Consider the following 18069-nt stretch of genomic DNA (forward strand, 5'->3'; position numbering starts at 1 on the left):
GCATCCAATCGCCTCCCCTCGTCGTCTCTTGCTTGAACCTCAATAAAGGAGAGACGATGAAATCCCACCCCCTCTGGCTGACCCTGCTCTGCTCGGCCCTTATCCAGCCGCTGCAGGCCGCCACCCTTTCCCAGCAATCAGGCGCCGCCCAGACCGACGCTGCTCATCAGGCCAATGACGGCGTGATCCGCCTCTATGGCCCCGGCGGGCCCGACAGCGCATTGAAGCGCGCCGCCGCGGCTTTCCAGCAGGAGACCGGGATCCCGGTCGAGGTTATCGCAGGCCCGGAACCCAGCTGGCGTGACAGGGCCGTCAAGGATGCGGATCTCATCTTCGCCGGCGCCGAGCAATCCATGTCCGCCTACCTGCAGAGCTACCCCTTCCTGGATCCCCGGAGTACCCACGCCCACTACCTGCGCCGCAGCGTCATCGCGGTACAGAAGGGCAACCCGGCCGGGATCCGTGGCATGGAGGATCTGATCAACCGCCCCCTCAAGGTGGTGGTGACCGAGGGGCTCGGCAACTACAACACCTCGGGCACCGGCCTCTGGGAGGACATCGCAGGGCGCATGGGATCCCTGGCCGATGTGCAGAAGCTGCGCAGCAACATCATCGCCTTCGCCCAGGGTAGCGGCGCCAGTTTGAGAGCCTTCACCGGCCAGCAGGCCGATGCCTGGATTACTTGGGTGCACTGGCCCCTGAACCACAAGGACAAGGCCGATTTCGTCGAGATCGAGCCGGAGCGGCGCATCCATCGCGGCCTGCTGCTCACCAAGGCGCAGGGCGCAGATGCCAGCACCCGACAGTTTATCGACTTCATCGACAGCCCCAAGGGGGAGCCCTTCTTCACCCAGGATGGCTGGACCCGTTAACCCAAGGAGAGACCCATGAAAAAGACCCTGATCGCCCTCACCCTGCTGCCACTCGGCTCCCTCTGGGCCATGGATATGCAGCCCGTCCCTGGCGCCGAGCAGCTGCCCCTCGCCCGGATGACAGAGAACGGCAAGGCCTATCTGGTCGACAAGGAGGGCTTCAGCCTCTACCGCTTCGACAAGGATGCCCAAGGAAAATCAACCTGTTATGCTGAGTGCGCCGAGAAATGGCCCCCCGCCCTTGCCAGTGCGCAGCAGATCGAGGCGGGCCTTGGCAAGGGGGCGGATGCCGGTTTTGGCCTGATCCTGCGAGACGACGGCCAATCCCAGTGGAGCTACCTTGGTCAGCCCCTCTATCGCTGGATCAAAGACACGGCCCCCGGCCAGAGCAGCGGTGACGGGGTGAAAAACGTCTGGCACCGTGTCCAGTTATGAGGTCTGAGTGAATATCGACAACCAGCAACTCTCCCACCTGCTGGCACGCTGCCGGCTCAGGGACAAGCAATCCTTCGAGGCGCTTTACCAGCTGACGGGCCAACCCCTGTTCGCCATGCTCTATGGCCTGCTCAAAGACAAGCAGTGGGCCGCGGACATATTGCAGGAGGGCTTTCTGAAGATCTGGCACGGCCAGAGCGCCTATCCCGTGGATTACCCCTGGGCCTGGCTCTGCCAGTGCATGCGCAATCTCGCCATCGATGCCTTGCGGGCCAGGGCTCGCCACGGGGAGGTGCCCTGGGATGAGGGATTGGCTGGGCACAGCGAGGGGGGCCAGCCCCCCTCCTTCTCCTTCGAGCGCTGCCTCGAGCAGCTCTCCGCCGACAAGCGCAACGCCATCGTGCTGGCCTATCGCCACGGGCTGAGCCATCAGGAGATCGTCAGCCACACCCAGACGCCGCTTGGCACCGTCAAGTCGTGGATCCGGCGCGGACTGGAGGAGCTCAAGCTATGCCTGACCCAATGACCCCCAAACGCTACCGGGACCCCGTCCTGCGCGAGCGGCTCGCCGGCGAATACGTACTGGGCACTCAGAGCCCCCGGGTCCGGGCCAGGCTCGACGCCCTGATGGCCCGCGACCCCGACTGGTGGCAGTGGGTGGAACAGTGGCAACAGCATCTGGACCCCATCATGCACAACGGCCAGTCCGCGCCACCCTTACCCCGCAACACCTGGCGCAGGATAGAGCAAGGGATCTCCCCCAAACCTCGCGCCGGGCGACTGTGGTGGCCGCTCGCCATGGCCGCCTCCCTGCTGCTCGGTCTGTGGCTGCAACCCCTGCTGCCCTGGCAAGCCCCCGCCTCCATCCAGCCGGTAAGTTACCTGGCCATGATGTCTTCTGGGGGCGAAGAAGCCCCCTTCGTGCTGGTCGCCTATCAGGGCAAGAAACCGGGCCAGTCCAGCATCCGCCTGCAGCAGAATCAGGCGAGCCCGCTGCGTCTGCCCGCCGATGCCATGCTCTGGATGCGCGACCGGGAATCAGCCAGGCTGGTGCCCTTGGCGCCGCTGGCAGAGGTGATCGCCGGCCGACTGATGACCCCCACCGAGTGGAAGCAGCTTAAAGAGAGCAGCGAGCTGCTGGTGATGAACAAGGGGAGCGAACGCCCTCTCTATCGCGGCCACTGCATCGAGCTCGGCCCCTGGCCGGCGCAGAGCTGAGCGCGAATGCAGCCCCTATGTCAGCAACAACAAGGCCCCATCACGGGACCTTGTTGTTAGCGCTGTTCCTCGACTTATCGGGCGTAGATCTCCGACTGGCGGGTAAAACCCAGGGACTCGTAAAGCGACTTGGCCCTCTCGTTGAATGACATCACCTCCAGCCGGATCTGGCTTGCATCCCGGGCCCTGGCCCACTCATCGCAGTGGGCGATCAAGGCCTTGCCGATGCCGAGGGAGCGATGACCCTCATCCACCACCACGGAGCCGATGCGGCAGATGGGGAGCTTGCTGAGGAAGGGGACTGATTCGTTGATGTCGATCCGGGCGGTCAGAAAGCCCAGCACCCGCCCCTCGTCCACCGCCACGCAGAACAGTCGCCCCTCGGCACCGATGGCGCCGAGCAAGAAGTCGCGCTCCTCGGGGGAAGGCGGACAGAACACCTCGGGAGCCTGCTCGAAGTGGATCAGCCCTATCTGCCTGTTCAGCTCGAGGATGGCGTCGATATCCTGCTCGGTTGCCTTGCGTATCTCCAACGGGTGCTCCTTGCTCTCTCGGTTTCCGATATAAAAAGCGTCATTCGTCACTACCTGGGTGAGGAAGAAGCATCTTAATGGGATAAGCGGGCAATAAAAAAGCCCCATGACGGGGCCTTTTCATCGAGTACGAACGTGCGGATCAGCTCGGCGCCCCCAGCTGGGCCACCTGCTTCTCTATGCTGCCTTTGAGGTTGTCATCGAGCCTGAGGGCACGGGCCAGCTCGTCCAGATAGCCGCGCTCCATGAAGTGATCCACCTCGATGGCGAGCAGGGAGGCGAGGTAGACCTCGGTGGCCTGCTCCATGTCGGTCACTTCCCGCGCCAGGGCCTGGGGGTCCAGCAGGCGGGCCAGCTCGGCATCAATCCAGCGCGCCGCATCGCTCTGGCCCTGCTCGGTCAAATAATCCTGGATCTTCTGGCGCTCGGCCGCGTCTATGTGGCCGTCGGCCCGGGCCGCCGCCACCATGGCACGCACCAGCAGGGTCGAGCGGGCATCCAGCGCCTGCCCCTGCAGGGTATCGAGGGGCTGGGCAGGTTGCGCCGCGCCGCCCTGCTGACTCTGCCAATCCTGATAGAGCTTGTAGGCGAGACCGCCGAGGGCTGCCGCGCCGCCCACCGCCGCCACCTTGCCGCCATACTTGCGCACCTTCTTGTTGCCAAGCAGCAAGGCCATGGCCCCGGCTGCCAGACCGCCCTGCGCCATGCCCTTCATCTGGGCCTTGCGGCTGTCACCGCCGTCGTTGAGCCAGCCCTTGCCGGCGCCAAGCAGTTGATCGAGTATTTGTTTCATAGGCCCTCCTCATTGCATAGTGCTTTATGCTGGTTCGCCGCCACTGAACTCAAGGTGAATAAATGCCGCTGCCCCGCCTGTTGCTGCTGACCCTGCTGACCCTGATGGCGTTCGCCGCCAACTCTGTGCTCTGTCGCCTGGCGCTGTTTGAAGAGCGCATGGATCCGGCGCTGTTCACCCTGCTGCGCCTGACTAGCGGGGCCCTGGTGCTGATCCTGCTCTGCTCGGCCCGCCGTCCCCCACCGCCCCGCCAGGGGGACTGGGGCGGCGCCCTCTGCCTCATCACCTACGCCGCCGCCTTCTCCTTTGCCTACCTGACCCTGACCGCAGGCACCGGGGCCTTGCTGCTGTTCGCCGCCGTCCAACTCAGCATGCTGGCCCCGCCCCTGCTCCGGGGCGAACGGCTTCCCCCTCGCCAGTTGGCCGGCCTGCTGCTCGCCATGGCGGGTCTGTTATGCCTGCTACTGCCCGGCATCCAGGCACCGGATCCCCTGGGGGCCGTACTCATGATAGCCGCAGGCATAGCCTGGGCCTGTTATACCCTGCGCGGGCCGCGCTTTAGCGATGCCCTCGCCGCCAATGCGGGCCACTTCCTGATGGCCAGCCTGCCTGCTGCCCTGATCTACCTGTTGCTGGGGCATCTCGACGCCAGCCCGGCCGCCATTGGCTACGCCCTGGCCTCGGGGGGACTCGCCTCCGGCCTCGGCTACGCCCTCTGGTATGGGGTGCTGCCCCACCTCGGCCGCACCCTGGCCGCCAGCGTTCAACTACTGGTGCCTCCCCTCGCCATCCTGGCCGGACTGATCTGGCTCGATGAGTCAGGATCATGGCGGCTGTATAGGACCTATTGAATTGATCACTGGAGAAGGTTAGGGAATAAGTGGGATCTTGAGGGAATGAGTGGGATCTGAAAACCAGAAGTGGCGCGGCCTGTAGAGCAATCGAAACTCTGCAGGCCGCGTTCGTTATGGCGGATCCACGAAATGATCAATGGATCTGAAAGCGGCGGAAAATCGCGAGTGAATTGATCACTGTCGATTTCGTGAAGCTGGCTTTAAACCGGCTTTAAAGGCCAGGGTTGAAGTCCCAGCCAGGCTCGATGCCATCATCAGAAGCGCTGGTCTTGGCTTTGCCGGACTCCAGTATCTTCTGATACTCATACTTTGAAATCTGCCGCACCCAGCACTTGCATTCACTGCTATTGGGCGGGAAGTGCGTTCTCCACCATGGGTCATCGACGGGCAGCAGCACACCATCCCACTGAGGATGACAAGGCTCACGGCTCGGGCCAAGATTGTAGATCAGATATGGCATGGCGCGTTTTGTGCGCTGGATGCGCTGCCACTGGGCGGCCGCTCTCTTAATTTTATTGTCCATGTCACTCACCAACATCACGTTTCGTTGATGATGCGCACAACGCGGCCAATCACCTTGCACGCTTCATCAGCATCGACAGGCAGCGTGATTGGCTCATAGCGCGGGTTCTCGCAGTTCAGGCTCCATCCGCCCGGGATCTTCTGCACATTGCGGATGAGCGCCGCGCCATCGACTTCAACGACCATGAGGGAGCCATCAGCCAGGCGGTTGTCGCGGCTATTGATGATGACGGTGTCGCGGTGCTTTATCCGCTGCTCCATGCTGTCTCCGTTCTGCACAAAGAAAGCCAGATCGTTTGGCTCAAACCCTCGCCATTTCAGCCACTTGGAGGACACTGGGAAGGTCCCTCCCATCTCATTCAAGAAAAGCTCTGGCTCTTCAATGAAGAAGCGAAGTTCAACAGCGTTATCATGTTTTCTTGCTTTGTAACTTGTTGATTCTTCTGAGATATGGCTATCACTATCAAAGATTTTTCCAAGGCCACCAGCGACGGCACCTACTACTGTGGCCGCCCCAATGAATGGGATCCCACCAGTAGCAAGCATCGGGGCGCCAGCTGCAGTACCAAGGGCCGCTCCAGCACCAGGTGCCACCATCGCCACACCGCCCTGGTTCGGCAGCGGAGATATCTGCTCCCTCACTGCCTTGGGTAGTACTGAGATGTGATACTCGAATGCCTTGGTGCCAGAACGTTTGCGCCGGGCCCCCTCCTTCCCTTCCGCCCACTCGTCCAGGATGTCCCTGGTGCGGCGGTCTGTCGTCGGCATTCCTTCGAGCCCTGCTACCTCTTTTGCAGTGACCCACAATTTCCGATTCCCACCATGGGAATCGGAAATCACTTCCGATTCATGTTCACTCATTTCCGAATCCCGTAACCAATTGTATTTATTGGTTTTGCATGCGTATTGAGGAGTGATCGCGAAAAGTCGAATCGGAAATAACGGAAAAATAAATTTCCGATTCGCTTGATATCACGTCCGTTTCGTCTTTATAGTCTGGTTAATAAGACGAGTAACCAGACGGAGTTACAAAGATGAGTTACCAAGTTAGCGAAATAGTCTCGCAGAAAAAGACGCCTGAGGGGAGTGGAAATGTCGACTGGCATCGTGCCGATGTCGTCGCCGCGCTCAAGAAAAGGGGGATCACCATCTCCGCGTTGAGCCGTGCCAATGGCCTGGCTGGCAGCACTCTGGCAAATGCCTTCCGTTCGCCCTGGCCGAAAGGGGAAAAAATCATCTCCGGTGCTCTCGGTCTTGAGCCGCAAGACATCTGGCCGAGCCGTTATCAAAACCTGCAACAGGCCAGTTGAGGAGCATCGCGATGGAGTGGTTCACCTCATCTGAGCTGGCAGGCACACCAGGCATGCCAACAACAGATCGCCAAATTAGAAACATCATGAAGGATCTGGCCTCCTCCGATCAGGAGAAAGCCCGCCAGCGTGATGGCAGCAAAGCCACTGAATATCACATCAGCATCCTACCCCCGGCCGTCCAAGCCGCCCTGCTGCGCAAGACTGGCAAGGTCGTGGTCGGTGGGATGACGCTGGATCTGCCGAAACCGCAGGCGCCGCGCTACTGCAAAGAGCAGCTGTGGGCCAACTGGAGCAAGGCCAACACCAAGGCGCACGACAAGGCCAAGGACCGCCTGAAAGCGGTGCAGGCTGTGCACGCCCTGGTAGCCAACGGCAGCTCGTTGATGGAGGCCTACCAGCATATCGCCGCCGAGTTCGCTATCGCCCTGCCGACCCTGCGTCGCTACTGCGCCGCGGTGAAAGGCTTCGAGGATAGCGACTGGCTGGCCGTGCTGGTGCCCAAGCAGCAGCAAGCCGCCACCGAGAGCCGTGCCGATCGCCTGGCGCCGGTGAGCGATCAAGCCTGGGAGTTCTTCAAGGCAGACTACCTGCGCCGCGAGCAGCCTAACGCCTCGGTCTGTTATGAGCGGTTGAAGCTGGCCGCCCGCGATCAAGCCTGGGCCGTGCCCAGCCTTAGCAGCCTGATGCGCCGCCTGGAGCTGGAAGTGCCCAAGCCACAGCAGGTGATGCTGCGCCAGGGCGAGCACGCGCTGATGCAGCTCTACCCGCCGCAGGAGCGCACCATCGAAGGGCTGGACGCCATGGAGTGGATCAACGGTGACGGCTACCTGCACAACGTCTTCGTGCGCTGGTTCAACGGCGAGGTGATCCGTCCCAAGACCTGGTTCTGGCAAGACATCTACAGCCGCAAGATCGTGGGCTGGCGCACCGACATCAGCGAGAACACCGACAGCATCCGCCTGTCCCTGATGGACGTGTGCAGCAAGTACGGCATCCCGCGCGAGATCACCATCGATAACACCCGCGCCGCCGCCAACAAATGGATGACCGGGGGCGTGCCGAACCGCTACCGCTTCAAGGTCAAGCCAGACGACCCCCTCGGCCTGATCCCGCAGCTGGGCATCAAGCTGCACTGGTCCAGCGTGCTGCTGGGCAAGGGGCACGGTCAGGCCAAGCCGATCGAGCGTGCCTTCGGTAATGGCGGCCTGGAAGAGTTCATCGACAAAACAACAGCCCTGAAAGGCTGCTACACCGGCCCCAACCCCATGGCCAAGCCGGACAATTATGGTGAGCGGGCAGTGGATGCGGCCGAGTTCCTGCGCCTCGTGGCCGAAGGGGTCGCTCAGTACAACGCCAAGCTGGGACGCCAGACCGAAGCCTGCCGGGGCGTCATGAGCTTTGACCAGGCCTTCGAGCAGAGCTATGCCCAGGCCACCGTGCGCAAGGCCAGCCGCGAGCAACTGATGATGATGATGCTGCAGGCAGAGGCGACCCGTGTCAGCCAGCACGGCACCATCAAGCTGGAATCGGGCGGTGCCATCGCCAGCCGCAGCAACCGCTACTACCACAGCGATCTGGCCGAGTACGCCGGGCAGAAGGTGGTGGCCAGGTTCGACCCGCAGCGCCTGCACGAAGCGGTGATCGTCACCACCCTCACCGGCCTGCACATCTGCGAAGCGGATTGCCTGGAGAAGGTCGCCTTCGGCGATACCCAGCAGGCCCGCGAGCACAAGCGCAAGCGCACCCAGTTCGTCAAGGCCAACAAGGCGGCGGCACTGGCCCAGCAAGGCATGTCTGCGCTCGAAGCGGCCGCCCTGCTGCCCAGCATCACGGACGAAGAAGCACCCGAAACCAAGGTGGTGGAGATGGTGCGTCCGGTCAGCCTCGGCAATGCCGCGTTGGCCATGCAGCCCGCGCCGCTGGTCGCCACCCAAACCAATACCGAATCCGCTCCGGTCATCGACTACGAGGCGCGCTTCCAAGCAGCCGCCGCATTAGCCCTGGCCGCACAACAGAAAAACCGGATTTAACCGGCCTTTAAACCAAGAAAAAAGCGGCCTTGCGGGCCGCCCAAAGGGAGTAATCAGACATGTCAAACGTAGTCACCTTGGACCAGAACAGCAACACCGGCACAGACGTGATCGCCCGGGTCAAGGCCCTGCTGGAGCAGAGCGTGGTCACTCAGGCGCAGGTTGCTGCAGAAGTGGGGATCTCCCCGACCACAGTCAACCAGCTGCTGAACGACAAGTACAAGGCCGACCCCAGCGCCATGGTGCAGAAGCTGGCCAACTGGCTGACCGCCCGCGACCAGCGTGCCGATGCCCCCCGCGATCCCGGCTTTGTGATGACCGAGACCGCCAAGCAGATCATGGCGGATATGTCCTATGCGCTGGCCACCCAGAGCATCGTCATCAACCACGGCGCCTCGGGTGTGGGCAAGACCACCGCCCTGCGCGAGTTCCAGCGCCTGAGCAACAACGTCTGGGTGATCACCACCTCGCCATCCCGCTCCACCATGACTGAGTGCCTGTATGAACTGGCCATGGAGCTGGGGATGGAGAACGCCCCCCGCCTGCGTGGCCCGCTGGCCCGCGCCCTGCGCCGCCGGCTGCGCAACACCAAGGGCCTGATCGTGGTGGATGAAGCCGACCACCTGGACCGCGCCACCCTGGAGGAGCTGCGCATCCTGGTGGAAGAAGTCGAGGTCGGCATGGTGCTGGTCGGCAACAGCCGGGTGTACACCCAGCTCACCGGCGGCCAGCGCAGCGAAGACTTCGCCCGCCTTTACTCCCGCGTCGCCAAAAAACGCGCCCTGACCAAGGCCAAGAAGGCCGATGTGCTGGCGGTGGCCAATGCCTGGAACATCACCGGCACTGCCGAGCGCGATCTGCTGCTGCGGATCAGCGAGCGCCCCGGCGCCCTGCGGCTGGTGAGCAAGACCCTGAAACTGGCGGTGATGTACTCGGGCGGTGAACCGCTGACCGAGCAGATCCTGCTGCATGCCTACAACGAGCTGGAGGGGGAGTGATGGAGATTTGTCGAGTAGAGGGGATGCGCGTGATCCCTTGCGAATTTCTGGCAAAAGCCAGCCAAGGGAATATCGCAGCAAGGAAGGGGGGCGGTGTTTTTGAGTGGCATTCCGTCCTTATGAACAGCCCATCAAGGGAGATGAGAACGATGTATGGGGTGCGCAGTGGGGAATTCAAAAGCGGCCTGATTTTTAACTACTGCCCATTCTGCGGTGGTGACTTGAAAGCAGCTCAACCAGCAGCGGCTCAGGGGGGGAATTGATGGAAGCCAAACCCCAGGAGACGACCTTCTACGGCGTCCCAACCGCCCAAGCCTGGACCCACGTCCACCTGCTGAACGGCCGCAAGGGCCGCGAGGTGAGCCGCAGTGATGGCGAGGTGGTGATCCAGTGCGAGAAGGGATGGGCACAGAGCTATGACGAAGACCGGTTGCACCTCATCTGGGCGCCGCTGAAACAGGAACAACAAGGAGAACAAGCATGAACATTCGAACCAATAGCATCGGCGTGATCGCCCAGCGAGTGATGGCAGAACTGCGCAAATCCGGCTGCCAGGTGTTGACCGTCAAGGCCGCCCAGGTGCGCCCCATGATCGAGATCGCCTATCCCAGCCCCGAGCTGAAACAGGGAGCCATCGAGCTGAAAGAGCAGGTCAACGGCTTGCGCCGCCGCGCCTTCGCCGCCCGCCTCGGCGGCTGCGTTATCCACTGGCACGAAGACCTGCCGCAAGACGACTTCGAACTGACCGGCAACATGACCGCGGTCGAGTACCTGCACCACCGCGCCGCCGGCTTTCCGGCTTAACAGGAGCACACAGCAATGACCAACCAAACCGAACAAATGCGCAAGAACGCCCTGGGCCACTTCGTACCGGAGTCCCTGATTGCCCAGATCGACCTGCTGCGCGATGACCTGGTGACCCGCCTGTGCAACGACGCGCTCGAAGAGAAGCTGCGCCTGCTGGCTCGCAAGGCCAGCATCGCACTGGAGATCGAAGCCTTCATGGATCTGTCGGCCGCCGAGTACGGCGTGCAGTACGGCGGCGCCAAGGGCAACGTCACCCTAACCAGCTTTGACGGCCGCTTCCAGGTGGTGCGGGCCATCGGCGAGCACCGCAAGTTTGACGAGCGCCTGCAGACCGCCAAGGCCCTGATCGACGGCTGCATCGGCCGCTGGAGCGAAGGCAGCAGCAGCGAGATCCGCGCCCTGGTGGATCACGCCTTCCGCGTCAACAAGGGCGGCCATGTGGACGTCAACCAGGTGCTCTCCCTGCGCAAGCTCGAGATCCAGGATGTGGAGTGGAAGGAAGCCATGCAGGCCATCGCCGACGCCATCACCGTGGTCGGCAAAGCCGAGTACATCCGGTTCTACGAGAAGACCTGCACCGGCGGCTACAAGGCCATCGTCATCGACTGGTCGAAGTTGTGAGGTGCGCCGTGTTGAACCTGACCCCCGAAGTGATCAAGCAGTTGGCTCTGGCCCAGTTGCTGGCAGACCAGAGCGAAGACGAGGGCACCCAGTTTGAAGATGGCTCCTATGAGCAAGGTGTGCGGGATGCCCTGGGGTGGATGTGCGGGTTGCTCGATAACCCGCCCTACAACCCAACCGAATGGCCCGTCACCGAAGAGGAACTGGCCATCATGACCGAAGGCCTGGGGCTTGTCGGGATAGACGATGGAGTTTGAAACCCGTTATGGCCCGCTGTACCTCACACGCCACGCCTTCGAGCGTTGGGTTGAGCGTACCGGCCGCAGCGAACTGGACATGCTGGGCGCCCTGTCACGGGCTTGGCGCCCAAGCAAACGACAGCTGCGGCGGATCCGGCAGCGCGAGGCGGGATGGAGCCCGCGCCGGATCCTCGAATGTGACCACGCCTATTTCATCGTGAAAAAAGGCTCAATCGTCACCGTTTACGACAAGCACTGAACCGCATTTAAACAGGAGCAACACCATGAGTAATCCGGCTTTGAAGGGCGACGAGATCGCCCGTAACCCGAATGGTTACATGGCCATGGCCACCCGCGCCGCCGAACTGGAACGCGAGGGCCGCTATATCCCAGCCCTGGACCTGTGGGTGATGGCCAAGAAGGCTGCCAAGAACGTCATCAACCAGCACTGGGCCCAGACCCGCGTCGACCTGTGCATGACCTGCATCCACCGTTTCGGCAAGCGGGAGGCGTGATGAGCGACAAGCGCATTCTGGCCAAGATCAAGAAGCTGATGGCCATGGTGGAGCGCGGCAACCCGCACGAATCCGCCAACGCGATGAAGAAGGTGCAGGCGCTGATGGCCGAGCATCAGCTCTCCAGCGAAGACGTCGCCCTGAGCGGCATCGACGCCAGCAAGGTGAAGGCCGCCAACAACAGCGAGCGCCAGCCTAAATGGAGTCTGTTGCTGGTCAGTCTGGTGCGCCAAGCGTTCGGGGTCGAGGCGATCATGTGCCATGAGATGGCATGGGGGCGCAACACCGCCGAGGTGATGTTCATCGGCCCAGCGGAGCGGGTGGAGATCGCCGGCTACGTCTACACCGTGCTGGCTCGCCAGCTCAAGGCAGCCAGGGCCGAGTACATCAGCAGCCTGAGCAAGCGCATGAAGACCAGCACCAAAACGGCTCGCGCGGATCTGTTCTGCGAGGGCTGGTGCAACGGGGTGTATCACAAGATCTCCGCCCTGGTGCCCAGCGAGCAGGAGAGTCAGCTGGTTGCCCAGTACATCGAAAAACATCACCCGAACCTGAGCGCCGGTGAGTCCCGCGCCGCCAAGGCCACCAAGCGCGATCAGTCCGCCTCTCTACTGGGATGGATAGCGGCGAAAGAGGTGGAGCTGAATGCCGGTGTCGGTGGCCAGGAACAAGCCAAGTTGGGGGCAGCATGAGCATCAAACCCCGGACCTTCTATCTGGCGGCGGCGCTCTATTGGGCGCTGCTGATCCCGGCTGCCGCCTGGGCGGTTTACGAAATCTTGCAATAGGGAGTGACCGACATGTCGAACGTGAAATACCTGCTCAACACCAGCGTGGCCGATGGCAAAAGCTCCCTGGAGTGCCAACTGCAAAGCAACCCGCAGCAGGCCCTGGCCGATGCACAACTGGCCATCGACTTCATCAACCAGTACGGCCAAGCCGCGAAGCACCGCTCCCGCCTGGCCATGCTGACCACCATCGTCAACAAGGCGCGCAAGCGCCTTACCCAATAAGCGAAACGGGGGCCGTTCCCCCGTCTGCCTGGCGTGGTGGCCAGGCACTGATGAGCAGCCGACCGGGCCCGGTCATGACCGTTCCAGCTTCTGACAACAGACAAGGAATTGAGAATGACAAACGGTGAGTTGAGTATCGAGTTATCCAGGCTATGTGGCCTCGCGTGTACCGCGACCAGCTACATCGCCAAGCTCATGGCCATGCGACGGTACGCGACCTTCGCGGCACGAGCGACTGAACAGGGGGCCATGGCGCTGGCGGCAGAAGCCAGGCGCTATGAAGAAGAGCTGCGGGCCGAATTACACCAGCAGTACGAACAGAGGGCAACGCCATGCACGGTGAATATACCCCACTGATGAAGCCCGGCCTGCTGGAGAAGCGGCTGGCCTCTGGCAAGGCGCGGCTCGATCCCGAGATGGGGTTGGAGAAGCTCTGTTCTGGCTGCAACGAATACTGGCCGCAAGACACGGCCTTCTGGTCGGCCAGGCATCATCCCACCGCTCCAGACGGTCTGCAGCACTATTGCAAGGCCTGCGAGGGGGAGATCGCCGTCAAGCGCCGAGAAGGAAAAGCCGCATGAAGTTGACCGCCTATCAACGCCGCCAGGTGGATTATGTCAAGGCCAATATGCCCGGCATGGTCACCCGCCAGCACAAGGGGATGAGCCGGGCCGCCGTGAAGGAGGCCAAGGCCGAAGCTGACCAGAAAGCCATGGACTGGCTGGACCGCACCGTGCCCCGTTGGCGCGAGGGAAAGCCGCCGAAGACCAACAAAATTTATGTCGCCGCGCTCTCAGGGAGCGAGGCAGATGAGGAGCAAGACGATGAGTGATAGCAAACGCCTGCTGCAGCTGGTGCACGTCGGCCGCCGCGAGCTGGGCCTGGATGATGAGGATTACCGCACCCTGCTGGAGTCAGTGACCGGCGCCCGTTCTGCCAAGGGGCTTAAGCCTGCCCAGCTCGAAGCAGTGGTCACCGCCATGAAGGCCGCCGGCTTCAAGGTCAAGGCCAAATCGCCGGCCGCCGGCAAGCGCTTCTCGCCGCCCAGTTCTGCCAAGGTGCAGGCCCCCGAGGGGCGCAAGCTGCGGGCCATCTGGATCACCATGGCGCAGGATGGCCTGCTGCGAGATGGATCTGAGGATGCGCTCGGCAGCTTCATCAAGCGGATGACCGCCAACAGCAACGGCGGCGCCGGCATCAACCGTGCCGAATGGCTGACCTCTGCCCAGGCTGAGCGGGTACTGGAAGCGCTGAAGAAGTGGCATATCCGGTTGATGACCGATGCCATCCTGAGCCGGGGTGATATTATGCCGGTCAGCAACTCACACCGGCTCGATGCCCTGCCGGGCTATGACCTGGTGCGGGAGGTGTACGAAACACCGGGTTGGCGAGCCGGTGGCCGGATGGTGATCGATGGCAGCAGGCCGGTGAACGAGTTACAGCAAAAGGAGAGTTGAGGTGGCAAAGATAAACGGCTTTGGTTGGGCAGTTCTTGGCGTGATCGTGGTAGTTGGTAGCGCGGTGGCTTATCTGGCCATGCCCGCCAAACAACAGGTCGATATCAGCATTCAGGGGGTCAATGATGGCGTTGACCGCTCTGAACAGGTTAAAGCCAACTTCACAGAACTGGCGGCCAACTGCCCGGCCGTACTCAAAGCCAAGTCGGTGGTGGTGATGCACGAACAAGGTGAAGCTTTGTTTTGGCGCAACGAGAAGCTTGGCTGGCAGAGCGATTTTTACTTCAAGGCAGTTGACCACCGTGGCGAAACCCACCATTTCTATCTCCGTGAAGACGCACCGCGCGAACTGATGGTATTTGCCAAGCAGGCAAGTCTGGATTGGTGCGGTATCGATGCGAAGATGAAGGACTACTATCTGGTCACGCTATAGCCTGCCACTTGGGCGCCCTGATCCGGGAGGTTATGATCTCAACACCCAGCCATGCTGGGTGTTGTTTTATCTGGCGTTCGGAGGCGATATGAAAGAGACACACGACAAGCAGACCATCGATCTGTTTGGCATTGGCGTTGACCTGGACGCCATCGATCCTGAGACCTATCGCATGTTGAGCGATGACACCGCCCCTGGCTGGAGCGAGCAGTTGCGCGGCATGTTCGACACCATCGAAGCGGTTGTGGACGATCACCGCAACGACAAGATGCTGGCCTTCATCATGTTGTCTGAGTTCTGCCGTACCTTCGGCGGCGCCCCCTTCTATGTGCCGAACGGCAAGACGTTGGCCACGGTGCTGCGCTCCATTCAAATATGGAAGGAGTTCACCGGCAATAACGTGTTCGAGCTGTCGCGTAAATTCGGGGTGTCCACCCGCGAAATTCAATTCGTGCTGGCCAGGATGCGCCGCTCTGAAATGCGGAAAATACAGGGCGATATGTTTACCGGTCTCGACCCGGTTGCAGATGGCCATGGTCGGCGTAATGGCAGAGCCTATTAGCCAGCAATAAGCATCAAGAAATAAGCGGCCCCAGTGGCCGCTTTTTGGTAATGACGGATTTCACTTTTTTATGAAGTCCGTCTCTACAGCGACGGATTTCATAAAAAGCACACTCGACCTATTAACCGTGAGGTGAATATGTCGAACATCATTCAATTTACCCAGCCATATAGCCTGGCATTCCAGCATGCAGTGACCTTTGTGCTGGATAAAGAGGGCGGCCTGCGCCCAAACATGGGCTATGTCAATGACCCCAACGATCGGGGCGGTGAGACCAAGGCCGGCATCAGCAAGCGCGCCTACCCCAACGAAGACATCAAGAACCTGACCCTCGAACGGGCCATCTTCCTCTATCACCGCGACTACTGGCGCCAGGCCTACTGCGCCGAGCTGCCCGCTGGCGTCTCGCTGGCCGTGTTTGATGGCGCCGTCCAGCATGGCTGGCAGAGCTCGGTGAAGATGCTGCAGGAGGTCATGGGGGTGAAGGCCGACTGCATCATCGGGCCCAAGACCAAGACCGCCATCGCCGGCATGGATCCCGAGTGGGTGCTGGCTCGCCTGCTGCTGCGCCGTGCCCGCTTCTATGGTCGCATCCTCATCAAGAACCCCACCCAGGGGCGCTTCTTCGAAGGCTGGCATAACCGCTTGGCACATCTGTCTGATGCCTGCTGGCAGGTAGTCGAAGGCAGTTCCAATCCTGATTTCCGCAAGGTGGCCTGACATGGGCCGCAACTGGCAGTGGAGTTTCGACCATGGCCGCGAGCAGCGGCTCAAGCTGGAGCGCGAGGCCGCCGAGCAGGGCATCGCCGAGTGCGACATCGATCGCACGGTGCCGCTCCATAGCCGCGACGGCACCATGCAATCCCAGTTTGCCAAGGGCTGGAGCTCAGTCACCGCATCCGAGATCTACGACGCCCGCAACCGCCACCGTTTCAAGATCCTCACCACTGGCAGCGACAAGGTGGCCGCGCACTGCGCTCGCCTGCGTGCTCTCTTTGATAAGGATGTTCCATGCTCCCGTTAATCCCCGCCCTGGCCGCGCTCGCCGTGCAGCAGGGCCCCGCGTTGATCCGTGGTATCGCCGGAATGTTTGGCGGCAGCAAGACCGCCGACAAGGTTGCCGACATGGTCGAGCAGGTTTCCGGCATCGGTCTCACCGCTGCCCAGCAGCAGGCCAGCATCGAAGAACAGCTCGGCCGCATCACCGATCCTGCCGCGCTGCTCGAACTGCAGAAGCTCAAGAACGAAATGGAGAAGGAGCAGACCCGCCGCCAGGAACTGGAGCTGCAGGACCGCCAGACCGAGCAGCACGAGACCCAGGAAACCATCCGCAGCGGCGATGCCGCCACCGACACCTATGTGCGCAACACCCGGCCGTTGATGGCGCGTCAGTCCTGGTATGTCACCGCGCTCTATGTGCTGGCGTTCGAGGGGCTGGCCGTCGCCGGCTTCGGCACCGGTGCCGATCTCAGCATGGTGGCCATGCTCAGCACCCCGGCCTGGGCTTATCTCGGCCTACGCACCCTGGACGGCTTCGCCCCGCATCCCAAGAGCAGCGGCCAGAAGGTGCAAACCGCCGTGACCGGCGCCGTCTCCAAGCTACTGACGAGGGGCAAATGACCGATCTGTTTGACCGTGCCCAACAACAAGAACAAGAGAACCGCGAGCGAGCCATCAACAAGGTGCTGGCCCGCCGCAAAGAACAACCAGACCAGGACGAGCGCGGCAACCGCTTCTGCCTGACTTGTGGGGAGCAGATCGCCCTGGCGCGACTGTGTGCTTCGCCTGACGCGGTGCGCTGTGTGCCGTGCCAGTGCCGTGTAGAGATAGCGGGGAGACATCGCTATGGAGTTTGACTGGATCCCGCGTTGGTGGGGAGTCATCACCACCGTGGTGGCAGTGCTGGCCACTGTCGCCATGTTGTGGTTGAGCAAGAACTTCGCCCGCCGCGAGGACTTGAGCAAGGTGGAAACCAAAATGGCCGATGTCAGCAGCCGCGTCTCGAACCTCGAAGAGAAGGTGGACAGCCTTCCCACCCTGGAAGAAATGAACTCCCTGCGCCTCGAAATGGCCGAGATGCGGGGCGACATCAAGGCATTGCGCGAAGCGCTGCACCCCGTCAATCACCTGGCGCGGCTGCTGCTCGAACAGCGTTTAAACGAGAAATAACAGGGGGGCACATGAGCTTCAAAGAGATGATCACCAGCGATAAGCGGCTGGTGATTTTGCGCAGCCTGCGCGAGATGACCGGTTACAAGGCCAACGATTCGATCCTGGATTCGTGCCTGGAAACCTTTGGCCACAGCGTCAGTCGTGACGAGGTGCGCACCCACATGCGCTGGCTGGAGGAACAGGGGCTGATCACCGTCGAGAAGGTCGGCGAAACCCTGGTGGCCAAACTGACCGGCCGGGGGGGTGACGTGGCCACCGGTAAGTCGATGGTGGATGGCGTGAAGAAACCGCGCCCGGAGTAAGCCATGAAGGAGCTACTGATGAAAATGAAAAGCGCCCTGGTGGGGCTGGTACTGGGTGGCCTGAGTGTCATGTTGAGCAACGCCAGAGCTGACCCCGGCATCACCCCTATCGACACCATCATCCGGAAAGGGGAGCAAGCTAAGCATTCCCACACCGCCTTCAATGGCGGGCTGCCGTCGGTCAAGCGGGCACAGCGTCAGGCCATGGCCAAGCGTGCCGGCCGCCGTGCGCGCCGGCTGGGTCACGCATGAAAGCCCGCCTGCTGGATATCGCCGCCATGATGGCCGTGGGCTACCTGCTGGCCCTGCCCATCGTTGGCGATCCGGTCTCTGCGCTCTGGGGCTGTGCGGCCCCGCTCATTGACAAGCTGCTGGGGTAGT

33 protein-coding genes and 1 other RNA gene are annotated in these 18069 nt (G+C 61.8%); 30 read left to right on the forward strand and 4 right to left on the reverse strand.

Annotated elements, in window-relative coordinates; all coding sequences use genetic code 11:
• Window positions 1-56 precede the first annotated feature (56 nt).
• The 4 genes from ACRCYW_RS09055 to ACRCYW_RS09070 are packed head-to-tail and all read left to right on the forward strand — an operon-like array spanning window position 57 to window position 2525.
• The gene (locus tag ACRCYW_RS09055) at window positions 57-872 is read left to right on the forward strand and encodes a substrate-binding domain-containing protein (RefSeq protein ID WP_438549791.1); all 816 of its coding nucleotides are present in this window, start codon (window positions 57-59) and stop codon (window positions 870-872) included.
• A 15-nt stretch (window positions 873-887) separates the two neighbouring features.
• Window positions 888-1307, forward strand: a complete 420-nt coding sequence (locus tag ACRCYW_RS09060) for a COG4315 family predicted lipoprotein (protein ID WP_438549792.1) — start codon at window positions 888-890, stop codon at window positions 1305-1307.
• Between the two features lie 7 nt (window positions 1308-1314).
• Entirely contained in the window at window positions 1315-1833 is a 519-nt protein-coding gene (locus ACRCYW_RS09065) for an RNA polymerase sigma factor (protein ID WP_438549793.1), read from the forward strand.
• A complete protein-coding gene (locus ACRCYW_RS09070; RefSeq protein ID WP_438549794.1) occupies window positions 1818-2525 on the forward strand; it encodes a hypothetical protein in 708 nt (235 codons plus the stop codon). The genes ACRCYW_RS09065 and ACRCYW_RS09070 overlap by 16 nt, the downstream gene beginning before the upstream one ends.
• A gap of 74 nt (window positions 2526-2599) precedes the next feature.
• Here the strand turns inward: ACRCYW_RS09070 and ACRCYW_RS09075 are convergent, their stop codons facing one another.
• A complete protein-coding gene (locus tag ACRCYW_RS09075; protein ID WP_438549795.1) occupies window positions 2600-3058 on the reverse strand; it encodes a GNAT family N-acetyltransferase in 459 nt (152 codons plus the stop codon).
• A 142-nt stretch (window positions 3059-3200) separates the two neighbouring features.
• Window positions 3201-3851: a tellurite resistance TerB family protein gene (locus ACRCYW_RS09080; protein ID WP_438549796.1), complete on the reverse strand. Its 651-nt coding sequence runs from the start codon at window positions 3849-3851 to the stop codon at window positions 3201-3203.
• A 62-nt stretch (window positions 3852-3913) separates the two neighbouring features.
• Between ACRCYW_RS09080 and ACRCYW_RS09085 the strand changes: the two genes are divergently transcribed.
• Window positions 3914-4702, forward strand: coding sequence for a DMT family transporter (locus tag ACRCYW_RS09085; protein ID WP_438549797.1), 789 nt, complete (start codon window positions 3914-3916; stop codon window positions 4700-4702).
• A 214-nt stretch (window positions 4703-4916) separates the two neighbouring features.
• On the opposite strand, the gene ACRCYW_RS09090 is transcribed toward ACRCYW_RS09085, so the two are convergent.
• Together ACRCYW_RS09090 and ACRCYW_RS09095 are read right to left on the reverse strand one after the other, a co-directional pair.
• Complete coding sequence (locus tag ACRCYW_RS09090; RefSeq protein WP_438549798.1) at window positions 4917-5228, reverse strand: phage head morphogenesis protein; 312 nt, start codon at window positions 5226-5228, stop codon at window positions 4917-4919.
• Between the two features lie 14 nt (window positions 5229-5242).
• A complete protein-coding gene (locus ACRCYW_RS09095; RefSeq protein ID WP_438549799.1) occupies window positions 5243-6088 on the reverse strand; it encodes a helix-turn-helix domain-containing protein in 846 nt (281 codons plus the stop codon).
• A 173-nt stretch (window positions 6089-6261) separates the two neighbouring features.
• On the opposite strand from ACRCYW_RS09095, the gene ACRCYW_RS09100 reads away from it, so the two are divergent.
• From ACRCYW_RS09100 to ACRCYW_RS09220, 25 genes are all read left to right on the forward strand, one after another.
• On the forward strand, window positions 6262-6537 hold the full coding sequence (locus ACRCYW_RS09100; RefSeq protein ID WP_236267801.1) for a helix-turn-helix domain-containing protein: 276 nt from the start codon (window positions 6262-6264) through the stop codon (window positions 6535-6537).
• 11 nt (window positions 6538-6548) lie between these two features.
• The gene (locus tag ACRCYW_RS09105) at window positions 6549-8570 is read left to right on the forward strand and encodes a transposase domain-containing protein (protein ID WP_438549800.1); all 2022 of its coding nucleotides are present in this window, start codon (window positions 6549-6551) and stop codon (window positions 8568-8570) included.
• A 59-nt stretch (window positions 8571-8629) separates the two neighbouring features.
• Window positions 8630-9568 carry an AAA family ATPase gene (locus ACRCYW_RS09110; protein ID WP_438549801.1) on the forward strand — a complete coding sequence of 313 codons (939 nt, stop codon included), beginning with the start codon at window positions 8630-8632 and terminating at the stop codon, window positions 9566-9568.
• 262 nt (window positions 9569-9830) lie between these two features.
• Complete coding sequence (locus ACRCYW_RS09115) at window positions 9831-10052, forward strand: hypothetical protein (protein WP_438549802.1); 222 nt, start codon at window positions 9831-9833, stop codon at window positions 10050-10052.
• Entirely contained in the window at window positions 10049-10372 is a 324-nt protein-coding gene (locus tag ACRCYW_RS09120; protein ID WP_438549803.1) for a hypothetical protein, read from the forward strand. The genes ACRCYW_RS09115 and ACRCYW_RS09120 overlap by 4 nt, the downstream gene beginning before the upstream one ends.
• A gap of 15 nt (window positions 10373-10387) precedes the next feature.
• On the forward strand, window positions 10388-10996 hold the full coding sequence (locus ACRCYW_RS09125; RefSeq protein ID WP_438549804.1) for a DUF3164 family protein: 609 nt from the start codon (window positions 10388-10390) through the stop codon (window positions 10994-10996).
• Between the two features lie 8 nt (window positions 10997-11004).
• Complete coding sequence (locus tag ACRCYW_RS09130; protein ID WP_438549805.1) at window positions 11005-11253, forward strand: hypothetical protein; 249 nt, start codon at window positions 11005-11007, stop codon at window positions 11251-11253.
• Window positions 11243-11494: a hypothetical protein gene (locus ACRCYW_RS09135; protein ID WP_438549806.1), complete on the forward strand. Its 252-nt coding sequence runs from the start codon at window positions 11243-11245 to the stop codon at window positions 11492-11494. Before ACRCYW_RS09130 ends, ACRCYW_RS09135 begins: the two co-directional genes overlap by 11 nt.
• Before the next feature lie 25 nt (window positions 11495-11519).
• Window positions 11520-11750, forward strand: a complete 231-nt coding sequence (locus ACRCYW_RS09140; protein WP_438549807.1) for an ANR family transcriptional regulator — start codon at window positions 11520-11522, stop codon at window positions 11748-11750.
• The gene (locus ACRCYW_RS09145) at window positions 11750-12442 is read left to right on the forward strand and encodes a DUF2786 domain-containing protein (protein WP_438549808.1); all 693 of its coding nucleotides are present in this window, start codon (window positions 11750-11752) and stop codon (window positions 12440-12442) included. The genes ACRCYW_RS09140 and ACRCYW_RS09145 overlap by 1 nt, the downstream gene beginning before the upstream one ends.
• 107 nt (window positions 12443-12549) lie before the next feature.
• Window positions 12550-12762, forward strand: coding sequence for a hypothetical protein (locus ACRCYW_RS09150; RefSeq protein WP_438549809.1), 213 nt, complete (start codon window positions 12550-12552; stop codon window positions 12760-12762).
• Window positions 12761-12826, forward strand: an RNA gene (locus ACRCYW_RS09155) — hammerhead ribozyme type II. Before ACRCYW_RS09150 ends, ACRCYW_RS09155 begins: the two co-directional genes overlap by 2 nt.
• A gap of 268 nt (window positions 12827-13094) precedes the next feature.
• A complete protein-coding gene (locus ACRCYW_RS09160) occupies window positions 13095-13343 on the forward strand; it encodes a hypothetical protein (protein WP_332505261.1) in 249 nt (82 codons plus the stop codon).
• Window positions 13340-13594: a hypothetical protein gene (locus tag ACRCYW_RS09165; protein ID WP_438549810.1), complete on the forward strand. Its 255-nt coding sequence runs from the start codon at window positions 13340-13342 to the stop codon at window positions 13592-13594. Before ACRCYW_RS09160 ends, ACRCYW_RS09165 begins: the two co-directional genes overlap by 4 nt.
• The gene (locus ACRCYW_RS09170) at window positions 13587-14219 is read left to right on the forward strand and encodes a gp16 family protein (protein ID WP_438549811.1); all 633 of its coding nucleotides are present in this window, start codon (window positions 13587-13589) and stop codon (window positions 14217-14219) included. Before ACRCYW_RS09165 ends, ACRCYW_RS09170 begins: the two co-directional genes overlap by 8 nt.
• 1 nt (window position 14220) lies before the next feature.
• On the forward strand, window positions 14221-14652 hold the full coding sequence (locus tag ACRCYW_RS09175) for a hypothetical protein (RefSeq protein WP_438549812.1): 432 nt from the start codon (window positions 14221-14223) through the stop codon (window positions 14650-14652).
• Between the two features lie 88 nt (window positions 14653-14740).
• Entirely contained in the window at window positions 14741-15214 is a 474-nt protein-coding gene (locus ACRCYW_RS09180; RefSeq protein ID WP_438549813.1) for a Mor transcription activator family protein, read from the forward strand.
• Window positions 15215-15352: 138 nt separating this feature from the next.
• A complete protein-coding gene (locus ACRCYW_RS09185) occupies window positions 15353-15934 on the forward strand; it encodes a glycoside hydrolase family 108 protein (RefSeq protein ID WP_438549814.1) in 582 nt (193 codons plus the stop codon).
• Between the two features lies 1 nt (window position 15935).
• On the forward strand, window positions 15936-16238 hold the full coding sequence (locus ACRCYW_RS09190; RefSeq protein ID WP_438549815.1) for a hypothetical protein: 303 nt from the start codon (window positions 15936-15938) through the stop codon (window positions 16236-16238).
• Window positions 16226-16834, forward strand: coding sequence for a hypothetical protein (locus tag ACRCYW_RS09195; protein ID WP_438549816.1), 609 nt, complete (start codon window positions 16226-16228; stop codon window positions 16832-16834). The genes ACRCYW_RS09190 and ACRCYW_RS09195 overlap by 13 nt, the downstream gene beginning before the upstream one ends.
• Entirely contained in the window at window positions 16831-17070 is a 240-nt protein-coding gene (locus ACRCYW_RS09200; protein WP_438549817.1) for a TraR/DksA C4-type zinc finger protein, read from the forward strand. The genes ACRCYW_RS09195 and ACRCYW_RS09200 overlap by 4 nt, the downstream gene beginning before the upstream one ends.
• Window positions 17060-17383, forward strand: a complete 324-nt coding sequence (locus ACRCYW_RS09205; RefSeq protein ID WP_438549818.1) for a DUF2730 family protein — start codon at window positions 17060-17062, stop codon at window positions 17381-17383. Before ACRCYW_RS09200 ends, ACRCYW_RS09205 begins: the two co-directional genes overlap by 11 nt.
• Window positions 17384-17394: 11 nt before the next feature.
• Window positions 17395-17688: a VpaChn25_0724 family phage protein gene (locus tag ACRCYW_RS09210; RefSeq protein ID WP_438549819.1), complete on the forward strand. Its 294-nt coding sequence runs from the start codon at window positions 17395-17397 to the stop codon at window positions 17686-17688.
• 18 nt (window positions 17689-17706) lie between these two features.
• Window positions 17707-17940, forward strand: coding sequence for a hypothetical protein (locus ACRCYW_RS09215; RefSeq protein WP_438549820.1), 234 nt, complete (start codon window positions 17707-17709; stop codon window positions 17938-17940).
• Window positions 17937-18068, forward strand: coding sequence for a hypothetical protein (locus ACRCYW_RS09220; protein ID WP_438549821.1), 132 nt, complete (start codon window positions 17937-17939; stop codon window positions 18066-18068). The genes ACRCYW_RS09215 and ACRCYW_RS09220 overlap by 4 nt, the downstream gene beginning before the upstream one ends.
• Window position 18069: the final 1 nt, after the last annotated feature.

Origin of the sequence: Aeromonas sp., from assembly GCF_051657805.1 — a bacterium.
Taxonomy (GTDB): Bacteria; Pseudomonadota; Gammaproteobacteria; order Enterobacterales; family Aeromonadaceae; genus Aeromonas.